This window comes from Candidatus Omnitrophota bacterium (assembly GCA_034717435.1).
Classification (GTDB): Bacteria; Omnitrophota; JAUWXU01; order JAUWXU01; family JAUWXU01; genus JAYELI01.
On the sequence record JAYELI010000036.1, the window covers coordinates 1 to 19,042 of the forward strand.

General features: G+C 41.6%; 18 protein-coding genes and 6 tRNA genes. All 24 read right to left on the reverse strand.

The genetic code is table 11. The features are described from left to right. Positions 1 to 106: 106 nt before the first annotated feature. A tRNA-Thr gene (locus U9Q08_02625) sits at positions 107 to 179 on the reverse strand. A gap of 238 nt (positions 180 to 417) precedes the next feature. Next, a complete protein-coding gene (locus tag U9Q08_02630) occupies positions 418 to 1,380 on the reverse strand; it encodes an OmpA family protein (GenBank protein MEA3328614.1) in 963 nt (320 codons plus the stop codon). 14 nt (positions 1,381 to 1,394) lie between these two features. Next, positions 1,395 to 3,266, reverse strand: a complete 1,872-nt coding sequence (locus tag U9Q08_02635; GenBank protein MEA3328615.1) for a phosphoenolpyruvate carboxykinase (GTP) — start codon at positions 3,264 to 3,266, stop codon at positions 1,395 to 1,397. 118 nt (positions 3,267 to 3,384) lie between these two features. Continuing rightward, positions 3,385 to 3,458, reverse strand: a tRNA-Gly gene (locus tag U9Q08_02640). 57 nt (positions 3,459 to 3,515) lie between these two features. After that, a tRNA-Tyr gene (locus U9Q08_02645) sits at positions 3,516 to 3,602 on the reverse strand. Positions 3,603 to 3,621: 19 nt separating this feature from the next. Then, a tRNA-Thr gene (locus tag U9Q08_02650) sits at positions 3,622 to 3,693 on the reverse strand. Positions 3,694 to 3,720: 27 nt separating this feature from the next. Continuing rightward, positions 3,721 to 4,584: an NAD(P)H-hydrate dehydratase gene (locus tag U9Q08_02655; protein ID MEA3328616.1), complete on the reverse strand. Its 864-nt coding sequence runs from the start codon at positions 4,582 to 4,584 to the stop codon at positions 3,721 to 3,723. Continuing rightward, positions 4,581 to 4,970, reverse strand: coding sequence for a holo-ACP synthase (gene acpS / locus U9Q08_02660; protein ID MEA3328617.1), 390 nt, complete (start codon positions 4,968 to 4,970; stop codon positions 4,581 to 4,583). Before acpS ends, U9Q08_02655 begins: the two co-directional genes overlap by 4 nt. Beyond that, positions 4,967 to 5,677 (reverse strand): pyridoxine 5'-phosphate synthase, encoded by a 711-nt coding sequence (locus tag U9Q08_02665; GenBank protein ID MEA3328618.1) that lies wholly within the window; start codon positions 5,675 to 5,677, stop codon positions 4,967 to 4,969. The genes acpS and U9Q08_02665 overlap by 4 nt, the downstream gene beginning before the upstream one ends. After that, positions 5,677 to 5,847: a hypothetical protein gene (locus U9Q08_02670; protein MEA3328619.1), complete on the reverse strand. Its 171-nt coding sequence runs from the start codon at positions 5,845 to 5,847 to the stop codon at positions 5,677 to 5,679. The genes U9Q08_02665 and U9Q08_02670 overlap by 1 nt, the downstream gene beginning before the upstream one ends. Then, positions 5,844 to 6,647, reverse strand: a complete 804-nt coding sequence (cdaA, locus tag U9Q08_02675) for a diadenylate cyclase CdaA (protein ID MEA3328620.1) — start codon at positions 6,645 to 6,647, stop codon at positions 5,844 to 5,846. The genes U9Q08_02670 and cdaA overlap by 4 nt, the downstream gene beginning before the upstream one ends. Before the next feature lie 54 nt (positions 6,648 to 6,701). Then, the gene (gene folP / locus U9Q08_02680) at positions 6,702 to 7,928 is read right to left on the reverse strand and encodes a dihydropteroate synthase (GenBank protein MEA3328621.1); all 1,227 of its coding nucleotides are present in this window, start codon (positions 7,926 to 7,928) and stop codon (positions 6,702 to 6,704) included. Next, a complete protein-coding gene (gene ftsH / locus U9Q08_02685; protein ID MEA3328622.1) occupies positions 7,906 to 9,783 on the reverse strand; it encodes an ATP-dependent zinc metalloprotease FtsH in 1,878 nt (625 codons plus the stop codon). The genes folP and ftsH overlap by 23 nt, the downstream gene beginning before the upstream one ends. A 41-nt stretch (positions 9,784 to 9,824) precedes the next feature. Continuing rightward, positions 9,825 to 11,186 carry a tRNA lysidine(34) synthetase TilS gene (gene tilS, locus U9Q08_02690; protein ID MEA3328623.1) on the reverse strand — a complete coding sequence of 454 codons (1,362 nt, stop codon included), beginning with the start codon at positions 11,184 to 11,186 and terminating at the stop codon, positions 9,825 to 9,827. Positions 11,187 to 11,193: 7 nt separating this feature from the next. Then, positions 11,194 to 11,949, reverse strand: coding sequence for a TrmH family RNA methyltransferase (locus U9Q08_02695; protein MEA3328624.1), 756 nt, complete (start codon positions 11,947 to 11,949; stop codon positions 11,194 to 11,196). A gap of 223 nt (positions 11,950 to 12,172) precedes the next feature. Then, a complete protein-coding gene (locus U9Q08_02700; GenBank protein ID MEA3328625.1) occupies positions 12,173 to 12,943 on the reverse strand; it encodes a hypothetical protein in 771 nt (256 codons plus the stop codon). A gap of 377 nt (positions 12,944 to 13,320) precedes the next feature. Then, positions 13,321 to 13,397 (reverse strand) — tRNA-Met (locus tag U9Q08_02705). A gap of 241 nt (positions 13,398 to 13,638) precedes the next feature. After that, positions 13,639 to 13,715 (reverse strand) — tRNA-Met (locus tag U9Q08_02710). A gap of 189 nt (positions 13,716 to 13,904) precedes the next feature. After that, positions 13,905 to 14,183 carry a septum formation initiator family protein gene (locus U9Q08_02715; protein ID MEA3328626.1) on the reverse strand — a complete coding sequence of 93 codons (279 nt, stop codon included), beginning with the start codon at positions 14,181 to 14,183 and terminating at the stop codon, positions 13,905 to 13,907. Continuing rightward, positions 14,165 to 15,448 carry a phosphopyruvate hydratase gene (gene eno, locus U9Q08_02720; protein MEA3328627.1) on the reverse strand — a complete coding sequence of 428 codons (1,284 nt, stop codon included), beginning with the start codon at positions 15,446 to 15,448 and terminating at the stop codon, positions 14,165 to 14,167. The genes U9Q08_02715 and eno overlap by 19 nt, the downstream gene beginning before the upstream one ends. Positions 15,449 to 15,514: 66 nt before the next feature. Beyond that, on the reverse strand, positions 15,515 to 16,132 hold the full coding sequence (gene purN / locus U9Q08_02725) for a phosphoribosylglycinamide formyltransferase (GenBank protein ID MEA3328628.1): 618 nt from the start codon (positions 16,130 to 16,132) through the stop codon (positions 15,515 to 15,517). Beyond that, a complete protein-coding gene (rsmI, locus tag U9Q08_02730; protein ID MEA3328629.1) occupies positions 16,129 to 16,818 on the reverse strand; it encodes a 16S rRNA (cytidine(1402)-2'-O)-methyltransferase in 690 nt (229 codons plus the stop codon). Before rsmI ends, purN begins: the two co-directional genes overlap by 4 nt. Further along, positions 16,819 to 17,598, reverse strand: coding sequence for an NAD+ synthase (locus tag U9Q08_02735; protein ID MEA3328630.1), 780 nt, complete (start codon positions 17,596 to 17,598; stop codon positions 16,819 to 16,821). Beyond that, on the reverse strand, positions 17,598 to 19,001 hold the full coding sequence (gene atpD / locus U9Q08_02740; GenBank protein MEA3328631.1) for a F0F1 ATP synthase subunit beta: 1,404 nt from the start codon (positions 18,999 to 19,001) through the stop codon (positions 17,598 to 17,600). The genes U9Q08_02735 and atpD overlap by 1 nt, the downstream gene beginning before the upstream one ends. Positions 19,002 to 19,042: the final 41 nt, after the last annotated feature.

Below are 19,042 nucleotides of genomic sequence, written 5' to 3' on the forward strand. Positions count from 1 at the left end.
AAAGTAGTCTTTCCATGATCTACGTGCCCAATAGTGCCGATGTTGATATGAGGTTTGGTGCGTTCAAATTTTTCTTTGGCCATAAGTTACCTCCTTTTTCATCAAGAGCCCACGCCCGGGATTGAACCGGGGACCTTATCCTTACCAAGGATACGCTCTACCAACTGAGCTACATGGGCAAAAAAAGACACACCTGTCTTTTTACGAAGATTACTATAGCACAAATCAAATCTTCGCACCGCCCAAATATATATTATTTTATCTTACTTAACCTATATAGTTAGAATATACAAGTAAAGATATTATACTAACATAAAAAAAATCTTTGTCAAGGATTTTTAAAAAAATTTTAAAAAATGACAACTATGGACTAATTATAAGCTACATAACTCATTTGGTAGTTTAGGGATATGAAAATTATTCGATAGGTATAATAATAGAAGTTCCGGCTTCGAGCCTGTCGGGATTTTTAATCCTATCCTTATTCAATTCATAAAGATACTTCCAGCGATGCCCGCTGCCTAATTGTTCTTTGGCTATATCCCAAAGTGAGTCGTTTTTCTTAATTATATATTCTTTAGTGGAAACTCTTACTTCTGTCTCTACTACTTCTTTTTTCTCCAAAATGTATTTGCCTTCTTCCAGAGGCACTGCCTCTTCTGTAGAATCTATTTCGCGCTTAGATAACATTACCTCTTGTACCTCAGCAATCATAAATTGGGCATTTCTGTCCTTCTGCATACCGACAAGGTCTGTAATCGGCGCAACAGCATCAAGCTTACCCCTGCTGACTATCAGGATATGCTCAGGAGAAACATTTCTTTCCAGCATAAAATTCTTGATCGCATCACCCCGGCGTTTGCCTAATTTTAAATTATAGGCTTCTGGGCCGCGACGGTCGCAGTTACCGGTGATCAGAATAGTTGCTTCGGGGTTCTTTTTAAGAGTTTTTACCGCGCGTTCTAAAATCACAACTGCATCATCGCGTATTCCGGCTTTATCAAAGTCAAAGTAAACCTTTATATTTTTGATTATCTTTTTGATCAATAAAGACGGCCTTGGTTCTTCGGGCTTAGCCGGTGGAAGTTCTTCAGCTTTATAATCGTAGATAATCTTATAAAGGTAGACATAGCCCCTGTTCCCCCAGGGTGTTATTTCGCCAGGCCGGGTTGGCCACCACCAGTAGCCTGAGCGGTACTTGTCTTTTACCGGACGCGGAGTAGCATCTGTCGGCCACCATTCAAACCGTTTTTGCATTTTCTCTATTTCCCGCTGTTTTCTGGCTGCCCGCTCTTTTCCTCCCCGGCCATACACATAACTATTGGCTATAAAAGAAAAAATTAAAATTAAAACAAATACTTTTTTTGTTATGTTTAACATATTTTCCCCCTCTTTTAAAATGTGTTTGGAGTTATATAATCTCCTTTTTTTAATTTTATATCTTCCAGCCTCTTTTTTTGCTCCTTAAGTATCTTAAATAAAATGTCCGGTGTATCAGGAACTTTAGTTTTATAGATCTTAATGATTCTGTCGATCTTGACAAGATTTTCCGGAACTCTTAGAGTGAACTGCGCTATATAATCTTCTTGGCTATAATCTTTATTAAACGTTTCTTTAAACAGCTTTTTAAGATCTTCGTACTTCGGAATATACCCGGTTGGAGTTTTAATCGCCCCTACCTCGTTATGAACGCGAAGCTCCATCCATTTAAGCCATACTGCCTTATCTATTTTATCATTTATAAAATTACCCTTGTTATCTTTTAAAAAGTAATTTACCGAGAATATCAGCGGTGGAGACGTTATGCTACCGCCAAATTTCAGGTTGTTTTTAATATATTTACCTATCGGTATAGAAAGAAAAGCCAGGTTTGCCATTGGATTAAATTTCCTAATACCGCTTTTTCCTAAAGCGGCGGCTGTGGTTTCTGACTCTAAAGACGCGCCTTTGGTTATTATTCCATGTTTCCAGTTAAACGACTGCTCAACGGGAAGCCATGTATCTGAATCACGACCGCCATAGATTATCCCTTTTACCGCAACACCTTCCGGATTGTTAAGCTCCGGATCTATATTTTCCAGCAACTTTATACCAAGAGTAAAACGGGCATTAGGATGTGATAACGGTACTTCTTTACTATCGGCATCTAATTTTCCACGAAACCAGTTGCCTGCGTGATTAAAACCTTTTTCAGGAGACCCAGTGTTCTTTCCAAGCCAGTAAGCGTGATTATCTTCAGTAACTAATATATTTGAAAATATAACCTCGCCAGCTGAGTTTAAAGCCTTCCATATTATAGGATCATCTTTTGAATTTATGCCCTGGATTATTCCGAACATTCCCTTTTCTACGTTAACTGCGCGAATCTCTGCGTCCTTCACTCTAAGATAAGCTATATCATCTCCGACTATGGTCTCTCCCTTCAGCATAGAAGTAGAAGTCTTTCCGCAAAGCGAAGGAAACGCCCCGGTAAAATAAGTTACTCTGCCTTTTGGGCCGTGAACCCCCATAAGAAACATATGTTCTGTCAGCCAGGACTCTTCAGACGCCTTATTTATCGCCAATCTCATTGCCAGTTTTTTATGCCCAAGGGTATTACCGCCATACTGAGTGTTTACGCTATAAACAATATCCTCTTCGATATCAATATATATCCGGCGTTGGTCAACATTTTTACTGACACCATTTTTAAGTTCTCCGGCAGAATGCACAAACTTAAAGAATGCTTGAGGTTTATCCAGTTTTTTGAACTCTTCATAACCCAGTCTATAAAGTAAATCCTGGGAATGGGCCACATAACTGGAATCAGTAAGCTGAACCGCAAGTATGGAAAATTCGGAATTTGTCGGGCCTAAACAAAAAAACTGAATAAAAAGCATCCGGCCATTCATGCTATTTTTTAAAAAACCATAAATCTCTTTTAATCCTTCTTTTTTATCCGTGGACTTTATATTGGGTCCTAAATCAACGCCTTTTGCTAAAAGAAATTTTGTGTTTTTTTGATCCCTGGCCTGGTCATAATAACCGTCAAAATGAACCGTGTGACCGTCTATGGAAAGCTTACCTTCTTCGTCATTCTTCACTGCTGTTTCTCTAATAAAGGAAATATCTTCCGGCCGGTCAGTTGAAACAAAAATCTTATCAGGTCTGCAGATCTCTACATACTTTGCCAGAAAATCAAGCAGCGCCGGATTATTTAACATCACGAGCTTCTCAAAATTCCCCGGCATGCATTTAGTTTTAAGTAGGTTTAGTGTTTTTTCCATCAGCGTATGAAAATCTTCGATTAAGGTACCGACAACTTGCCGTTGAGGCAAATTGTCGGTACCAATTCGCAATATAATTTACAAAAAATCTTTGATTTTTTGTAAATTATTTGCTCATTGGAGCGAGAGATGGGAATCGAACCCACGTAGGTAGCTTGGAAGGCTACTGCACTACCACTGTGCTACTCTCGCGATTTTTACACAGATTGGCACAGATGTCTTTTACGTTTGTGCCCATCTGTGGTTACATGGTGGGCAGGGGAGGGTTCGAACCTCCGTAGGTCTAAGACCGCCAGATTTACAGTCTGGTACGTTTGGCCACTCCGTCACCTGCCCAAAACTTCTACGGTTCAAGAGCCGAGGATAGGACTTGAACCTACAACCTGAGGTTTACAAAACCCCTGCTCTGCCATTGAGCTACCCCGGCAAAACTTATCTCAAAGCAAAACTTAAGTTAAGAAAGCGCTTTAAACACTGCCGCCAAGTTATCCAGGATATCACTGGCAATCAAACTGATCTTACCCTTTTTTTTAGACGCTAAGTCCCCGGCTTTTCCGTGGGTATAAACCGCTAATTTTGCTGCTTCATATTCCGGGATCCCCTGACTGATCAAAGAAGCAATCATTCCGGTCAGGATGTCACCCGCTCCAGCAGTAGCCATACCGGAATTACCGGTTTTATTCACATAACTATCTGTTTCAGGGCCGGCAACAACGGTTTGATAGCCTTTAAGCACGACTACCAGATTATGCCTATTGGCAAAATCTTTAGCGACCTTCTGCCGATTTCTCTGGATAGTGTCGATTTCCATCCTGGCCAGCCTGGCCATTTCCCCGGGATGGGGAGTAATTACCACCGGGTATTTAATTAACTTCAAGACTGAACTATTCCCAGCTATGCAATTCAATCCATCAGCATCAAGAACTAATGGTTTACTTATGGTTTTTATTAATTCATTGACTAACGATTTTGTCCCTTTGTTGGTAGTAAGCCCTGGACCTAAAGCAACCACATCAACATCTTTTAAGATGCGTTTGATTTCCGGAGCTGCCTTCAAGCTTAACGAGGCATTGGTTGTTTCAACAAGAGGCTTGGTCATAACTTCGGTAAGCTTAACCTCCATTATCGGGTTAAGGCTCCGCGGAATCCCCAAAGTAACCAGACCGCACCCTGAACGAAGCGCCCCCAGACTGCATAAACTGGCAGCTCCGGTCATGCCCTCTGAGCCGCTCAAAACCAGAACATGGCCATAATCACCCTTATGGGAATTCTGTTTTCTCTTCGCAATGATTTCTAAAAATTGTTTATTAATAATCACGGCTCGGCGTTTGCGATTAAGATAGCGCTGGCCAAGGCAAACTTTTTTGTGTGGGAGAGACTTATGGCTATCTTGTTGATTCTCGAATTTTCTCCTAATCTCTTAGCCGAGTTGGAAAAATTGACTTCGGGTTTACCGCTTTTATCATTCAGAATTTCGATGTCGCGCAATCTTATCGCTTTTATTTTTTCATTGCCAAAGGCTTTAAGCACAGCTTCCTTAGCGGCGAATCTTGCCGCCAGATGTTCAACCGAAGACTTTTTGTTTAAAGAGTATTTTATTTCGCGATCGGTAAAGACTCTTTTAATTAACTTATCATTCCATCTGTCAAGGGCTTTCTTAAAATGCTCTATTTCTACTAGATCTATGCCGCTGCCAGCTATCATATTAATTCCAGCATCTCCCGAACAGCCCTATCCAATCCAACAAACACGGCCCGGGAAATAATCGAGTGTCCAATATTTAACTCTTCAATACCGTTGATCTCGGTTATCCTCTTAACATTTTGATAGTTCAAGCCATGTCCGGCTGCTACTATTAATTTTTTCTCAACAGCTAAATCCTTGGCTTTAATCAGGTCAGTCAACTGATGGTTCTGGGTTGCCTGATCAGCCGCATTGGCAAAATTACCGGTATGAAGCTCGATTAAATCTGCGCCTACGCTTTTCGAGGCCTCTACCTGAATATTAACCGGGTCAATAAACAGGCTGACCCTAATGCCTTCGTTCTTTAACTTTAAAACTACTCTTTTAATCTCCTGCTCTGCGCTTACCAGATCCAAGCCGCCTTCGGTAGTAAGCTCCTGTCTTTTTTCCGGCACTAATGTCGCCTGATCCGGTTTTATCTGAATAGCCAAGTCTACTATCTCAGGCGCGATAGACATCTCAAGGTTTAATTTAGTAAAAACCATCTTTTTTAATGACCTGACATCTTTTTCATTAACATGGCGCCGATCTTCGCGAAGGTGGACTACTATTGATCCGGCCCCGGTCTGTTCTACTATCCTGGCCGCTTGAACCAGGTCAGGCTCTTTTCCTCCCCTGGCCTGCCTTAACGTAGCCACATGATCAATATTTACACCAAGCAACGGCATTATTTATACCCTTGGGTTTTTATTTCTATTTTATAGCGCAAAAAATCAATCACGGATTTAAGATCTATCCCTTCCTGCTCCCCGGCTATATAAAGCCAGAGAAGTATTGCCATAACCAAAGACAGTACCTTTAAGCCGATATTATTCAACAACCACGTCTTTATTCTCATTGGCGTTTCTCCGGCACTCTTTGCTTTTTAAAACGCCAGTAGCTGTGTTTAACTTGCTGCTTACTCTGCCTGGAAATATAGAGGTTCCTTAAAACCTTCCTTAAGGTCTGCGGTTCTAAATCACGGGTCAATTTGCCACCAATAGCTACTGAAATAGCGCCGGTTTCTTCGCTTATAACCACACAAGCCGCATCCGTCTCTTCAGTAAGCCCCAGGGCTGCCCGATGACGAGTCCCCACTGTCTTGCCAATTGAAGGATTTTGAGTTAATGGAAACAGGCAACCTGAGGCTGCAAGCCTTTCTTCTTTAATAACCACTCCGCCGTCATGCAGCGGGGTATTGGGCATAAAGATCGTCTGGATAAGCTCACTGGTTACCTTAGCATCCATTGCAACTCCGCTTTCAATATAAACTTTTAATCCAATGTCCTTTTCTATGGCAATCAGCGCCCCGATCTTTCGCTTAGAAAGGTACGTGCAAGCCTTGACTATTTCGTTGACTGTTTCTTCTCCCCGGGAAAAAATCGCAAAGAAACGATTGCGCCCAAGATGAGCTAGGCCCCGGCGAAGTTCGGGCTGAAAAATTATCAAAAGGGCTATTATGCTTATTGCAAAAATCTTTGTTAATAGCCAGTTAATGCTGGTAAGATGGAAGATTTGAGCGATAAAAAACGCGATAAATAAAATCACCAGGCCTTTTAATACTTGTATCGCCCTGGTCCCTTTAATAGAAACAAGAATCCAGTAAAAAACAAACCAGATTATCGCAATTTCCAACAAGGGCTTCCAAAGTTCCGTCATTCTTTATTCCTTATACACAAATTTCTTCAAAAGCAAAGAGCACATCTCGTTACTTTATTTATGTTTAATGATCGCCTCAGTCATTCTTACCACCTGCGCCATCTGCTTTACGTCATGGACTCGCACTATGCTGGCACCGTTATTTATAGCTATGGCCACGGTTGCAGCCGTTCCCAAAAGACGCTGGTCGACCGGACAGTTAAGTATGTTGCCGATTAAAGATTTTTTTGAAGTGCCAACCAGTATTGGCCTGCCTAAGCTTTTAAACTCTCGAAGTCTCTTCAGGATCTCCAAATTATGTTCAACGGTTTTTCCAAAACCAATACCCGGGTCAATAATTATTCTTTCCCGTTCTATAGATGCTCCTTCAGCTATTTCAATGCCTTCTTTAAGCCAGTCGATCATCTCGGAAACCAAAGAATCATATTTAGGGGCCTTTTGCATAGTACGCGGCCTGCCTTTAATATGCATGATTACTATTCCGGCATCATATTTAGCGATTATCTTTGCCAGATGGGGATCATCCCGCAAACCGGTAATATCATTAACCAGAGAAACGCCCACATCTAAAGCTAGCTGGGCTACTTCGAATTTTGTAGTGTCTATTGAAATAGGAATTTTGGTTCTTTTAACCAACTTTCTTATAACAGGCATCACTCTACTTATCTCTTCTTCTTTATCAATGCCTTTCGATCCCGGCCTTGTTGACTGTCCGCCAACATCGATAATATCAGCTCCATCCTCAGCCATTTGCTCAGCAATCTTGACTGCCTTATCGACCTGCCGGTACACTCCATCCCCGCTAAAAGAATCCGGGGTCAAATTGAGTATCCCCATCAGACAGGCCTTGTTGTTAAAGTCAAAAATAAACCTGCCACATTTTAACTTGATATCTTTTATTTCATAATTATTCAAAACATCTTCTATTGATTTACCGATCTCGTCCAACCCGAACGGCTGCTGGTTCAGTTTTAAGCAAAGTTTTTTAAGCTGGGCCAGCGTCCCCAAAAGAACACAGTCCGAAGGCCCGGCCTTTCCAGTAATAACCTCCTTTTCAACAGCAGCTTCTCCTCCTAAAGCGAGCATCTCCTGTTTAATGATGTTGCCAGTTCCTGCGTCAATTCTGCTTAGCCTGACCGCCCGGTTAACAGCCTTGAGTTTCATTAACTCGATTCCTCGGGAACTTACGCCAATCTCTTTCATTTGACGGCTGGCATCAAGCTGATCAAATATTTCTACTGCCCTTGCTTTCATTTTTTTACCTACCCTGCTTGTCTTCATTTATCTTTACGATCCTGGCTACTTCCTGACCATCCAGAACCTCTTTTACTAACAGAGTGTCTGCTAGAAGCTTAAGTTCATCTTTGTGTTTTAAAAGCAAGCCTTCGGCCTGCTGATAACAACTATCCACGATCTTGCGAATCTCCTGATCTATTGCCAAGGCTGTTGCCTCGCTATAATTCTTTTCTTCTCCTATATCACGGCCGAGAAATATTTCCTGCCGGGACTTGCCAAATCTGATATGCCCGAGTTTCTCGCTCATTCCAAACCGGGTTACCATCATCCTGGCTTTTTCGGTAACTATTTTAAGGTCGGATTCTGCCCCGGTGCTCAATTCATCAAACATAATTTTTTCGCTCACCCTTCCGCCTAAAGCCACAGTAATTTCAACCATCAACTTCTTTTTGGTGTAAATGTGTTTATCCTCCAAAGGAGGGGCCATGGTATAACCAAGGGCTATTCCCCGAGGCAAAATCGATACTTTATGTAAAGGATTAGCCTCTGAAATAATCAAAGCAAGCAAGGCATGCCCGGATTCGTGATAAGCAGTTAAGATTTTTTCTTCCTTATTAATCACCCTTGATTTTTTTTCCGGACCGGCGATAACCCTCTCAATGGCTGATTCCAGATCTTCCTTACCTACTGATTCCTTGTCTTCCCGGGCAGCAAGTATCGCGGCCTCATTGGTAAGATTTGCTATATCTGCTCCGGAAAAACCGGGGGTTTGCCGGGCAATCGCTTTTAAATCAATTGATTTATCCAGTTTTATATTCCGCGTATGCACCTTTAATATTTCCTCTCTTCCTTTTATATCCGGCCGGTCCACCACGACTCTCCGGTCAAACCTGCCCGGCCGAAGCAAAGCTGAATCCAGGACATCCGGCCGATTGGTGGCAGCGATAAGAATAACGCCTGCCTGGGTATCAAACCCATCCATTTCAGAAAGCAGTGCGTTTAATGTCTGTTCCCGTTCATCGTGCCCGCCGCCGATACCGGCAAACCTCTGCCGGCCAACTGCATCTATTTCATCAATAAAAATAATCGCGCCATGGCCTGTACCTTTAGTTGATTTCTTTGCCTGTTCAAAAAGGTCTCTAACCCGGGCCGCGCCGATACCGACAAACATCTCGACAAAATCAGAACCAGAAATGCTGAAAAAAGGAACATTGGCTTCTCCGGCCACCGCCTTAGCTAACAAGGTCTTCCCTGTGCCGGGATAACCCATCAGAAGCACGCCCTTGGGGATTTTACCCCCCAGGCGTTGAAACCTTTTCGGGTCTTTTAAAAATTCTATGATCTCTTTTAATTCCTCTTTTGCCTCATCTACCCCGGCTACATCCCTAAATGTAGTCCTTTCTTTGCCCAAAACCATCTGTCGGGCGCGGGATTTGCCAAAAGAAAGCAGTTTGCCGCCCCCTTGCTGAGCACCACGATATAAGAAAAACCACAAAAAGGTGATGAATAATACTACCGGGCCCAGGGAGTAGAGCAAGCTTACCAGTATGGTCTTAGCCGGCTCTATTCTGAAATCTTCCACATTTTCTCTGAGGAGTTTGATCAAATCCTGGTCCTGGCCGGGAACGTTTACGGTATAACCACCTCCATCAATCAGCATTCCGCGAAGCACATTCTCCGTTTTCTGGCAGCTTTTGACCATTCCATCTTCAGCTAACTGATAAAATTGGGAATATGACAGATTTTTAGGCCCTTGTCCCATGGAAGCGGCCTGAAAACTATAGAGATAGAGCAAGCCTAAGCCTATTATTATCCAAATAACCGAGGTTCTGTTTGGCTTGACCGGCTTTTTCTTTTTGTTTCGGTTGTTTTTGTTCCTGTTAACATTCCTGTCAGGCATTTTAGATTCCTTGTGTAAATTATTAGTTTAGCAAAAAAAACTTAAGAATACAAGGTTATTTTTAAGATCTGCTTTGTCCGAGACGTGATCTTAAACCTGTCTGAGACCTTTAGGCCGACCAGCCAGACAATCTCTCCGTCAGCCGATACAATGACCAACGTGGAATTTCGCTTTAAAAGCGGAACTTTCTGATCGATAAATATATCTTTTAATTTCTTCTCTCTGCTCATGCCCAGAGGCCTAATTCTGTCTCCCTTGGTCCTATTTCTTAATAAAAGGGGAAGGTTGAGTTTGTTGTAGTCAAAAATTTCGCTTGTTTTATCTTTTTGTTTTTTTCTGATTGTTTTCTTAACTAACTTTGCCTCAACGCGCAACCGGGTTTCTGGAATTGTTGTAACCCCCGGGACCCTCAGCGGATATCTAAATTTCTTTACTATTGAGGAACCTGGCTTTTTATAAAAGACAACTCTGTCATATTCTTTTCTTGCTTTAATTCCTTCGCTTAAATCTAAAAATTTGTTCCCAGCCGGATCTTTAATCAATCCATCCAGGTCTTTCCAATTCTGATAACTAATCTTTTGCAAATTCCCTTTTATTTGTTTAATCGCCAGCCGTATAATTCCTCTCTGGATGGCTATTGAATGTTTCTTTAATTTTTTTATTGAAAAACCAGCCTCTGAATAAGAGCTCCCGGGGCCTGTTAATTTTAGAAAGGCTTCTTTTGTCCTGTCCGCCAGATAGCTATAATCTTCTCTGGCAGATTCACCCAAACGGAAAAGTGTTTCCTTTATCCTGGGATTATACTCCCTGGATAGATAAGGAATAAGCCCTAACCTGACTTTATTGCGAAAATAGGCCTTGTTTTTGTTAGAAGAGTCTATTTTAAAGTTTAGCCTTCTTTGTGTTAGATAGCTTAAAATATCCTTTTTCCATATTTCGATCAAAGGACGGATTATGGTTATCCCTTCCCGTTCAGAAACCGGATGCATGCTGCCCAGGCCTTCCAGCCCTGTTCCCCGAATAATCCTGATCAATACCGTTTCAGCCTGGTCATCCGCATTATGAGCCAAGGCTATTTTTTTTGCCCTGATTTTTTCAGCTGTTTCTAAAAAAAACTTATACCTTATTATCCTTGCCCCTTGTTCAAGCGTTAGTTTTCTCTTCCGGCTGAAAGATACGGCATCCTTAACTTTCGAAATAACCGGCAATCCCAGCCTATCTGCCAGACCGTGAACGAATACAGCATCAGCCCGGGACTGATCGCCCCGGATCATATGATCTAAATGAGCAAGATACAGCTTCAGGCCATATTTGCGTTTCAGGGAATAAAGCAGGTCAACAAGCGCTATTGAATCCGGGCCTCCGGAAACACCGACCAGTACCTTGTCCCCTCTGGATAACATTCTGTATTTAGTTATGGTTTTTTCTATGTTTAGAGATTTCATGGCAAAAAATAGCGCAAGCCATATTAACATTAAACGAAAGTTTAGCTCCCTGCATCGGAATATATGCCTTTAGATCAAGGTGTTTTCCAAGCCCGTGACGAATACCTCCGCCTTCAGATCCCAGAACAACTCCTATTGGAAAAGGCAAAGAAACCTTATTTATGTCTTCTGCCTCCTGGCTGACTACAGCCCCGATAATCCAGTAGCCAGATTCCTTGGCCTTAATTACAGCATTGGGAAGATTGTTTACCATTGATATCGGAGTATAATTTTCGCCTCCAGAAGCTACATGCAAAACTGTTTCATTGACTTCGCAGGCTTCAAATTTAGGAATCACGATCCCAAACCCGCCAAAGCAGGCCACAGTGCGGATAATAACCCCTAAATTATGAGGGTCATTTACTCTATCCAGAAATATCAGCGCTAATTGCTCATTTTTAGGTTTATTCAACAAATTCTCAAAAAGGATATATTTAAACTTATCTACCCTTGCAACTATTCCCTGCAGGTCTTTGGCGCGCTTAAGGTTGGCTAATCGGGAAGAAGGCAGACGCTCTACCGGAATATTATTTGTCTTGATTGATTTTTCCATCTGCGGAAGGTTGAAATTATTATCTAACAGTATTTTTTTTATGCTCTTAGGACTTGCCTTCAACCGCTCAAAAACCGAATTCTTCCCATAAAGCAGCATAAAGTTCCTGGCCAATTTATTTTTCTCCAACGGTAATGAAATAAGGCGGTTATTATTATAGCATTAAATTCCGCCCGTGCAAAGACAAAAAAATTCCGGGGACACAATATTTAACGTACTGTATCTCCGGAAGCTTTCCGAAATTATCTGTCTCCGAAACTATCTGGCGAATATTATACTGACCATAATATTGTTTTTCTATTCTCTTTTATTGCCCTAATTTCAAGTAAAAAACTAACTTTTTCATACACCGCTATTTCGTAATTTTCCTTTTTCGGAGCACTTTAAAATCAATGCACTTACCCTCTTTATACGTCATAACCACTATTCCGCTGTTATTTATTGGTTTAGCCCATACACCTTTCCAGCGCTGCCAGCTTACTCCTCCATTAAGACCTACCTTTACTTTATACTTTCGGCCAAGTTCATCAGAGGCTATTTGTTCCCTTTTATCCGTAAGATAATACAACACTATATCAGAACGCATATAGTCATGTATAGCTAATACTGCAAGTGTTGCAGGGACTCCTGACCCTGTAGGGACTCTATAGATATAATCATCGTAATGAGATATTAGTATTCGTTCATCAACTATAACTAAATTACCGTCTTTATCAAAAAGCTCTTCGCCGGTAATGTGTGAGGATGGAACTATTCCTTCTTCGGGATCTCCGGTTACGGTGTAGACTACTGGACGGTTTGTTCCATTTACCAACTTAGCTTTGTTGATTATAACCCCTACGACTTTATATATAATATTTATAACCTTTTGAGTCATCTTGCCAATCACACCGCCTACAACAGGTTTACTTGTCGATTTATACAAAGTAGTTTTGTTCTCGTTCTCCTTGACAGTAACAACTGGCTTCAGGTAACGGTTTCCACTTCGGGGCATCGCACGCAAAGCCCTTCTGCCTGTCATCTCTCTTATGTTCCGAGCCATTACCGGAGAAACCGAAAAACATAAAAAAAGCAACACCCCTATTATTGCTATTAATCTTTTCCTGATTTTTATTTTATCCATAAAATTATCTCCTTTAATTCTTATTCTTGTTTGTTTATTTCTATCGTAGCTATATTTAAAACTTTTTAAAAGTGTTTAATTAAAAAGCAAAAAAACACTTTTTTCAAAGATGAACGACTGTTAAAGTATACCCTATAACTATCCCAATGTCAAATAAAAAAACTAACTTTTGTGCTGATTAACCCGGAGTTTTAAACCCGTAGGGCATGCTTAAGCATGCCCTACGGCTGTGGATAACTCAAGCAGTTATACGAACACAGAGATCCAGGGAAAAAGATAAAGGATTGAATAAACTACTATTGAGATTGGAAAAAAGTATCGATTTGTAGATTTGTCAAGTGTAGAGACCTGACCCCTTTATTTCTCCTATTTTAGGTTGGTAGCGGCGATAGGACTCGAACCTATGACATGCCGGGTATGAGCCGACCGCTCTAACCAACTGAGCTACGCCGCCAATAAGGATATAATCCCGAAATTTTGGGATTATGTGTCCGAGTTGATATCGACGACTTACCATTAAGACAAGTTGTCGATACATTCCTTGTTATTTATATCCTTTACTTGAACAATCTCAAAGATCCTTTGGTAAATTTTGCATAGAGCATTCTTAGGTATATTCTACAGTTATGGATAACTATTTGTTTTCTATAAAGACCAAAATATCCGCCAGGATTACTCACATGGCGGACATTTACTGGTAGCGGGGGTCCGATTTGAACGGACGACCTCAAGGTTATGAGCCTTGCGAGCTACCTGGCTGCTCTACCCCGCAATATTTTTGTTTTATTATATCCTTTAATCCAAACAATGTCAAACTATTTAACTGTATAAAAATATCCTAACAGAAATACAGATTTACGCGGATTTCTTACGGATCCACACGGATGTTTTAACCCACAGCCACCGTGTCCCTTTGTTTCTATTATATTTCTTTTTACCTATATCTGTATATATATGCTATTTACTCCTCCGGAGGAACTATTCTATAAATAACCTCTCCCGGCTCGCCTACCCTCAATTTCTGCCGGGTTAATTTCTCAAGATATACAGGGTCTTCTTCCAGTTGTTTCTTTTCAGTTTTTAATCTTTGATTAGACATCTCAAACGAGGAAATTTTTTTTATTAAATCAAATTTTCTTAACAGCAACATCCGCAATTTACAAAACCCGGGCGTAAACATACAAATAAGCAGGCTGATAATTAAAAAAACTATTACTGCCTTTAGCTTCTTCGAAGACACCCCGCCCCCTCATAGAGCGCTTTTTTGCCTAATTTATCCTCTATCCGCAGTAATTGATTATACTTGCAAATGCGGTCTGTACGGCAGGCAGAACCTGTTTTTATCTGGCCAGTGTTTTGGGAAACAACGATATCCGCAATGGTAGTATCCTCTGTCTCTCCTGAACGATGGGAAATTATCGCTTTATACCCATTAGCCTTGGCCAGGTTTATCGCTTCCAGGGTTTCGCTGAGCGTGCCAATCTGATTCACTTTTATAAGAATAGAATTGGCAATCTGTTCTTCGATACCCCGGCTAAGGCGTTTAGAATTAGTCACGAATAAATCATCGCCGACCAGTTGAATTTTGTCTCCTAATTTTTCGGTCAGTATCTTCCAGCCATCCCAATCATCTTCAGCTAATCCATCTTCAATAGAAAAGATAGGGTATTTATCCACCCAGGCCGCGTAAAAATTTATCATCTCAACGCTGTTCTTACGGGGTGATGACTCGGCGTTCAAATGATATGAATTATTTTTAAAAAATGAACTGGCTGCCGGGTCCAGGGCCAAATAGACATCCTTACCCGGTTCATATCCGGCTGCTTTAACTGCCTCTAAAATTACTTGAACTGCTTGTTCATTGGATTTTAAATCAGGAGCAAACCCGCCTTCATCTCCCACTGCAGTGTTTAATCCTTTTTTCTTTAAAAGTTTTTTCAGGGTATGAAATATCTCTGAACCGTATCTCAAAGCCTCTTTAAAAGATGGTGCGCCGATGGGCGCAATCATAAACTCCTGTAAATCCACGTTGTTGTCCGCGTGGCTGCCGCCGTTGATAATATTCATCAACGGCACGGGCAGAACCCGGGCTTCGGCTCCTCCGAGATACTTATATAAAGGAAGGCCCTTCGCCTGGCTGCTAGCCCTGGCACAGGCCAGACTTACCCCCAGTATGGCATTTGCGCCTAAGTTGGATTTATTCTCGGTTTTGTCAAGTTCGCAGAGGTATTTATCTAATTCTTCCTGGCTTGAGGCATCTCTTCCAATTATCTTGCTGTTTATTATATTATTGACATTGGAGACTGCTTTTTTTACGCCTTTGCCAAAATATCTATTCTTATCCTCGTCTCTAAGTTCAACTGCTTCATGTTCACCGGTAGATGCCCCGCTGGGAACCGCAGCCCGGCCAAAGGCACCGCCCTCAAGCATTACATCAACTTCGACCGTGGGATTTCCCCGTGAATCTAAAATTTCTCTCGCTTTAATCTGTTGAATTTTTGCCATTTTTAATCCTCTTTTTATTTACAAAGATTACAAAAAAGCTTCGCATTTTCTTTGCGGATTTTACGGCTAATTTTGCGGCCTTTGCGTATTAATTTTTACTCTTCTGCCTTCTACCTTTAACCTGTTTTCTATAAATAATTTTACTGCCCGGGGATAAATTTCATGTTCAGCCTTATGAATCTTTTCTTCCAAGGTCTTAATAGTATCTTCATCTTCTATTATTACTGGTTTCTGTAAAATTATCGGCCCGCTATCTAAGTCTTCGGTCACAAAATGCACAGTGGGCCCGGTCACTTTTACCCCATAATCCCATGCATCCTTTATCCCCCGGGTGCCGATAAAGGAAGGAAGAAGCGCCGGATGAACATTCATAATGCGGTTTCTATATTTACCTATAAAATAAGGGCTTACTATCCTCATAAACCCGGCCAAAACCACCAGTTCAATCTTGTATTTTTCCAAATAGGTTATTGTTTCTTTGTCAAAGTCTTCGCGGGATGAAAAATCCTGGGGATTGATATAAACAGCTTCTATCCCGGCTGACCTTGCCTTTTCTAAGGCCCCGGAATCCTTGCGGTCGCTGATAACCAGCGATAGATCGGCCTTTATTTCGTCTGCTTTAGCTACATCGATTATTGCCTGTAAATTTGTGCCCCTGCCTGAGGCAAAAACAGCTATATTCACAGCTTCCCCCTCTTTGGTATGATCACAACGAATTCGCCCCGCGGATTTGTTATGCTAAAATGTTCGATTGACTGGCTGATGTTCTCTCTCCTGGTCTCTTCAAACTTTTTAGTAAGTTCCCGTGTAATTATGATCTTTCTGTTTCCTAAAACTTCGATCATGTCATTTAAACTTTTAAGCAGCCTGTGCGGAGCTTCATAAAAAACTACTGTCCTATTTTCACCTGCTATTTCTCTAAATCTATCTTTTCTTTTTTTAGTCTTTGGGGGCAGATAGCCCACAAAAATAAAGCTATCTGTTGCTGCGCCGCCGGCCTGCAAGCCACAAAGAAATGCCGAAGCGCCCGGAACAGGAACTATTTTAACTGCGCTCTTAATCGCTATATTAACTATCAAATAACCCGGGTCGCAGATACCCGGCGTACCGGCATTACAGACCAGGGCAATATTATTGCCTTGTTTCAGTTTTTTAAGCAGTAGTTCGGAACGGGTAAGTTTGTTATGCTCATAATAACTTATTAGCCCGGTGCGAATAGAATAATGCGAAAGTAATTTTTTAGTCTGTCTTGTATCTTCAGCAGCTATCAGATCTACTTCTTTTAAAACCTCAACAGCCCTTAAGGTAATGTCTTTCAGGTTGCCAATAGGTGTGCTAACTATATATAGTATACCGCTGGAATTATTCATTTATGTTACTTTTATTTCAGCAACTAACGGCATTTTTCTTTTAAACCCTGAAGATTTGATCTTGCCTTTTATTTTTGAAATTGTCTCTTGTTTAAATCCAAGCTCTATTAATTTATCATCATCATACCCTAAATCAACCATATAATAAAGCAAAGGATCCAGCTCTTTATACCTTAAACCCAGTTCTTGCTCATCGGTCTGGCCCGGCCAGAGCCCTGCGCTCGGAGGCTTTGAAATTATCGTTTTAGGAATACCTAAATATTGGGCTAATTGCCAAACTTGCGTTTTATAAAGATTTCCCAGGGGGTTCAATGCGCAGGCCATATCTCCATAGATCGTAGCATAACCGAGCATCCATTCACTTTTATTGCTATTACCCAACACTAAAGCCTCCAGTGTCTTGGAAAAATCATAAAGAACTATCATTCTCAACCGGGCCATGATATTGCCCTGTCGGATATGATCGATTTTAGAAAAAATCTTTTTAAACCCTTTTAACGCCGGCTCAATAGAAATCACCCGGCAGTTTATTCTCAAGGACCTTGTCAAATTTTCTGCGTCCCGAATGTCTTCGGACTTTAAGGCCTGGTGAGGCATAATAATCCCGAATACGTTTTTCTTACCCAAAGCCTCTTGCCCTAAACAAGCGGTTGTAGCTGAATCAACCCCTCCCGACAAACCCAGAACTGCCTTTTTATAACCTGTTTTGTTTACCTCTTCAGCTATAAACTTGATCAGTTTCTTGGCAACCTTTTTTGGATCGATTTTTAATTCTTCCATCACTGGCTACTTCCTATTTCCTTTGCTTTTTTGAAAACTTCCTCTATTTTTCCTACCATATAAAATGCCTGTTCGGGAATCTGGTCCATCTGGCCGGAGAGTATCTTTTTAAATCCTGCTATGGTATCTCCTGTCTTGACATAACTCCCTTTTAGGCCGGTAAATCCAGAAGCTACAAAAAACGGCTGGGAAAGGAACTTTTGCAATTTTCTTGCCCGGGCCACGATCAGCTTATCCTCGTCGGTCAGTTCCTCAATACCTAAAATAGCTATTATGTCTTTAAGGTCTTTATAGCGCTGGAGAACCCTCTGAACCTCCCTGGCCACTGTATAATGTTCTATACCCAATACATCAGCATGAAGTATTTTTGAGGTAGAATCTAACGGGTCCACTGCCGGGTAGATCCCCAATTCCATTATCTCCCGTGAAAGAACAACAGTCGTGTCCAGATGGGTAAACACGGTGGCTGGCGCAGGATCAGTCAGATCATCTGCCGGGACATATACTGCTTGAACCGAGGTAATCGAGCCCTTGCGGGTAGAAGTTATTCTTTCCTCTAAACCGGCTAAATCAGTCGCCAGGGTCGGCTGATACCCCACTGCTGAAGGCATCCTGCCCAACAAAGCAGAAACCTCGCTTCCCGCCTGAACAAAACGGAATATATTATCAATAAAAAATAATACATCCTTTGACTCCCGGTCTCTGAAGTATTCTGCCATAGTAAGAGCGCTTAAGCCCACCCGGAACCTGGCGCCCGGCGGCTCGTTCATCTGGCCAAACACCAAGGCGGTTTTATCCAACACTCCTGTTTTTTTCATCTCACGCCAAAGATCATTTCCCTCGCGCGTCCGCTCGCCAATTCCTCCAAATATACTTACCCCTCCGTGCTCTATCGCTATGTTTCTGATCAACTCCATTATTATTACGGTTTTTCCCACACCTGCCCCTCCGAACAAACCGATCTTGCCGCCTTTCAGATAAGGCGCCAGAAGATCCACCACCTTTATCCCTGTTTCCAGGATCATTCGGGAAGTAACTTGTTCGACCAGCTCCGGAGCATCTTTATGAATCGGCTCCCGTTTAATATCTTCGGCTAATCCCGGCTTGTCATCTATAGTTTGACCAACAACATTAAACATCCTGCCCAGCGTGGTCCTCCCTACCGGAACTTGGATGGAACTTCCTGAATCTATGACCTCCATCCCTCTTTTTAATCTTTCGGTAGACTTAAGAGCAATGCATTTTACGACATTATCTCCGATATGCTGATGAACCTCCAGAACAAGCTCTATATCTTTATTTTTAATCTCCAAGGCATTATTTATAGCCGGAAGATTGCCCTTCTTAAATTCCACTTCAATTACCGGACCGATCACTGTCTTGACTATGCCCTTATTCTTCATATAAAACCCCATTGTTATACGGCTAAACTGTTAAATTGTTA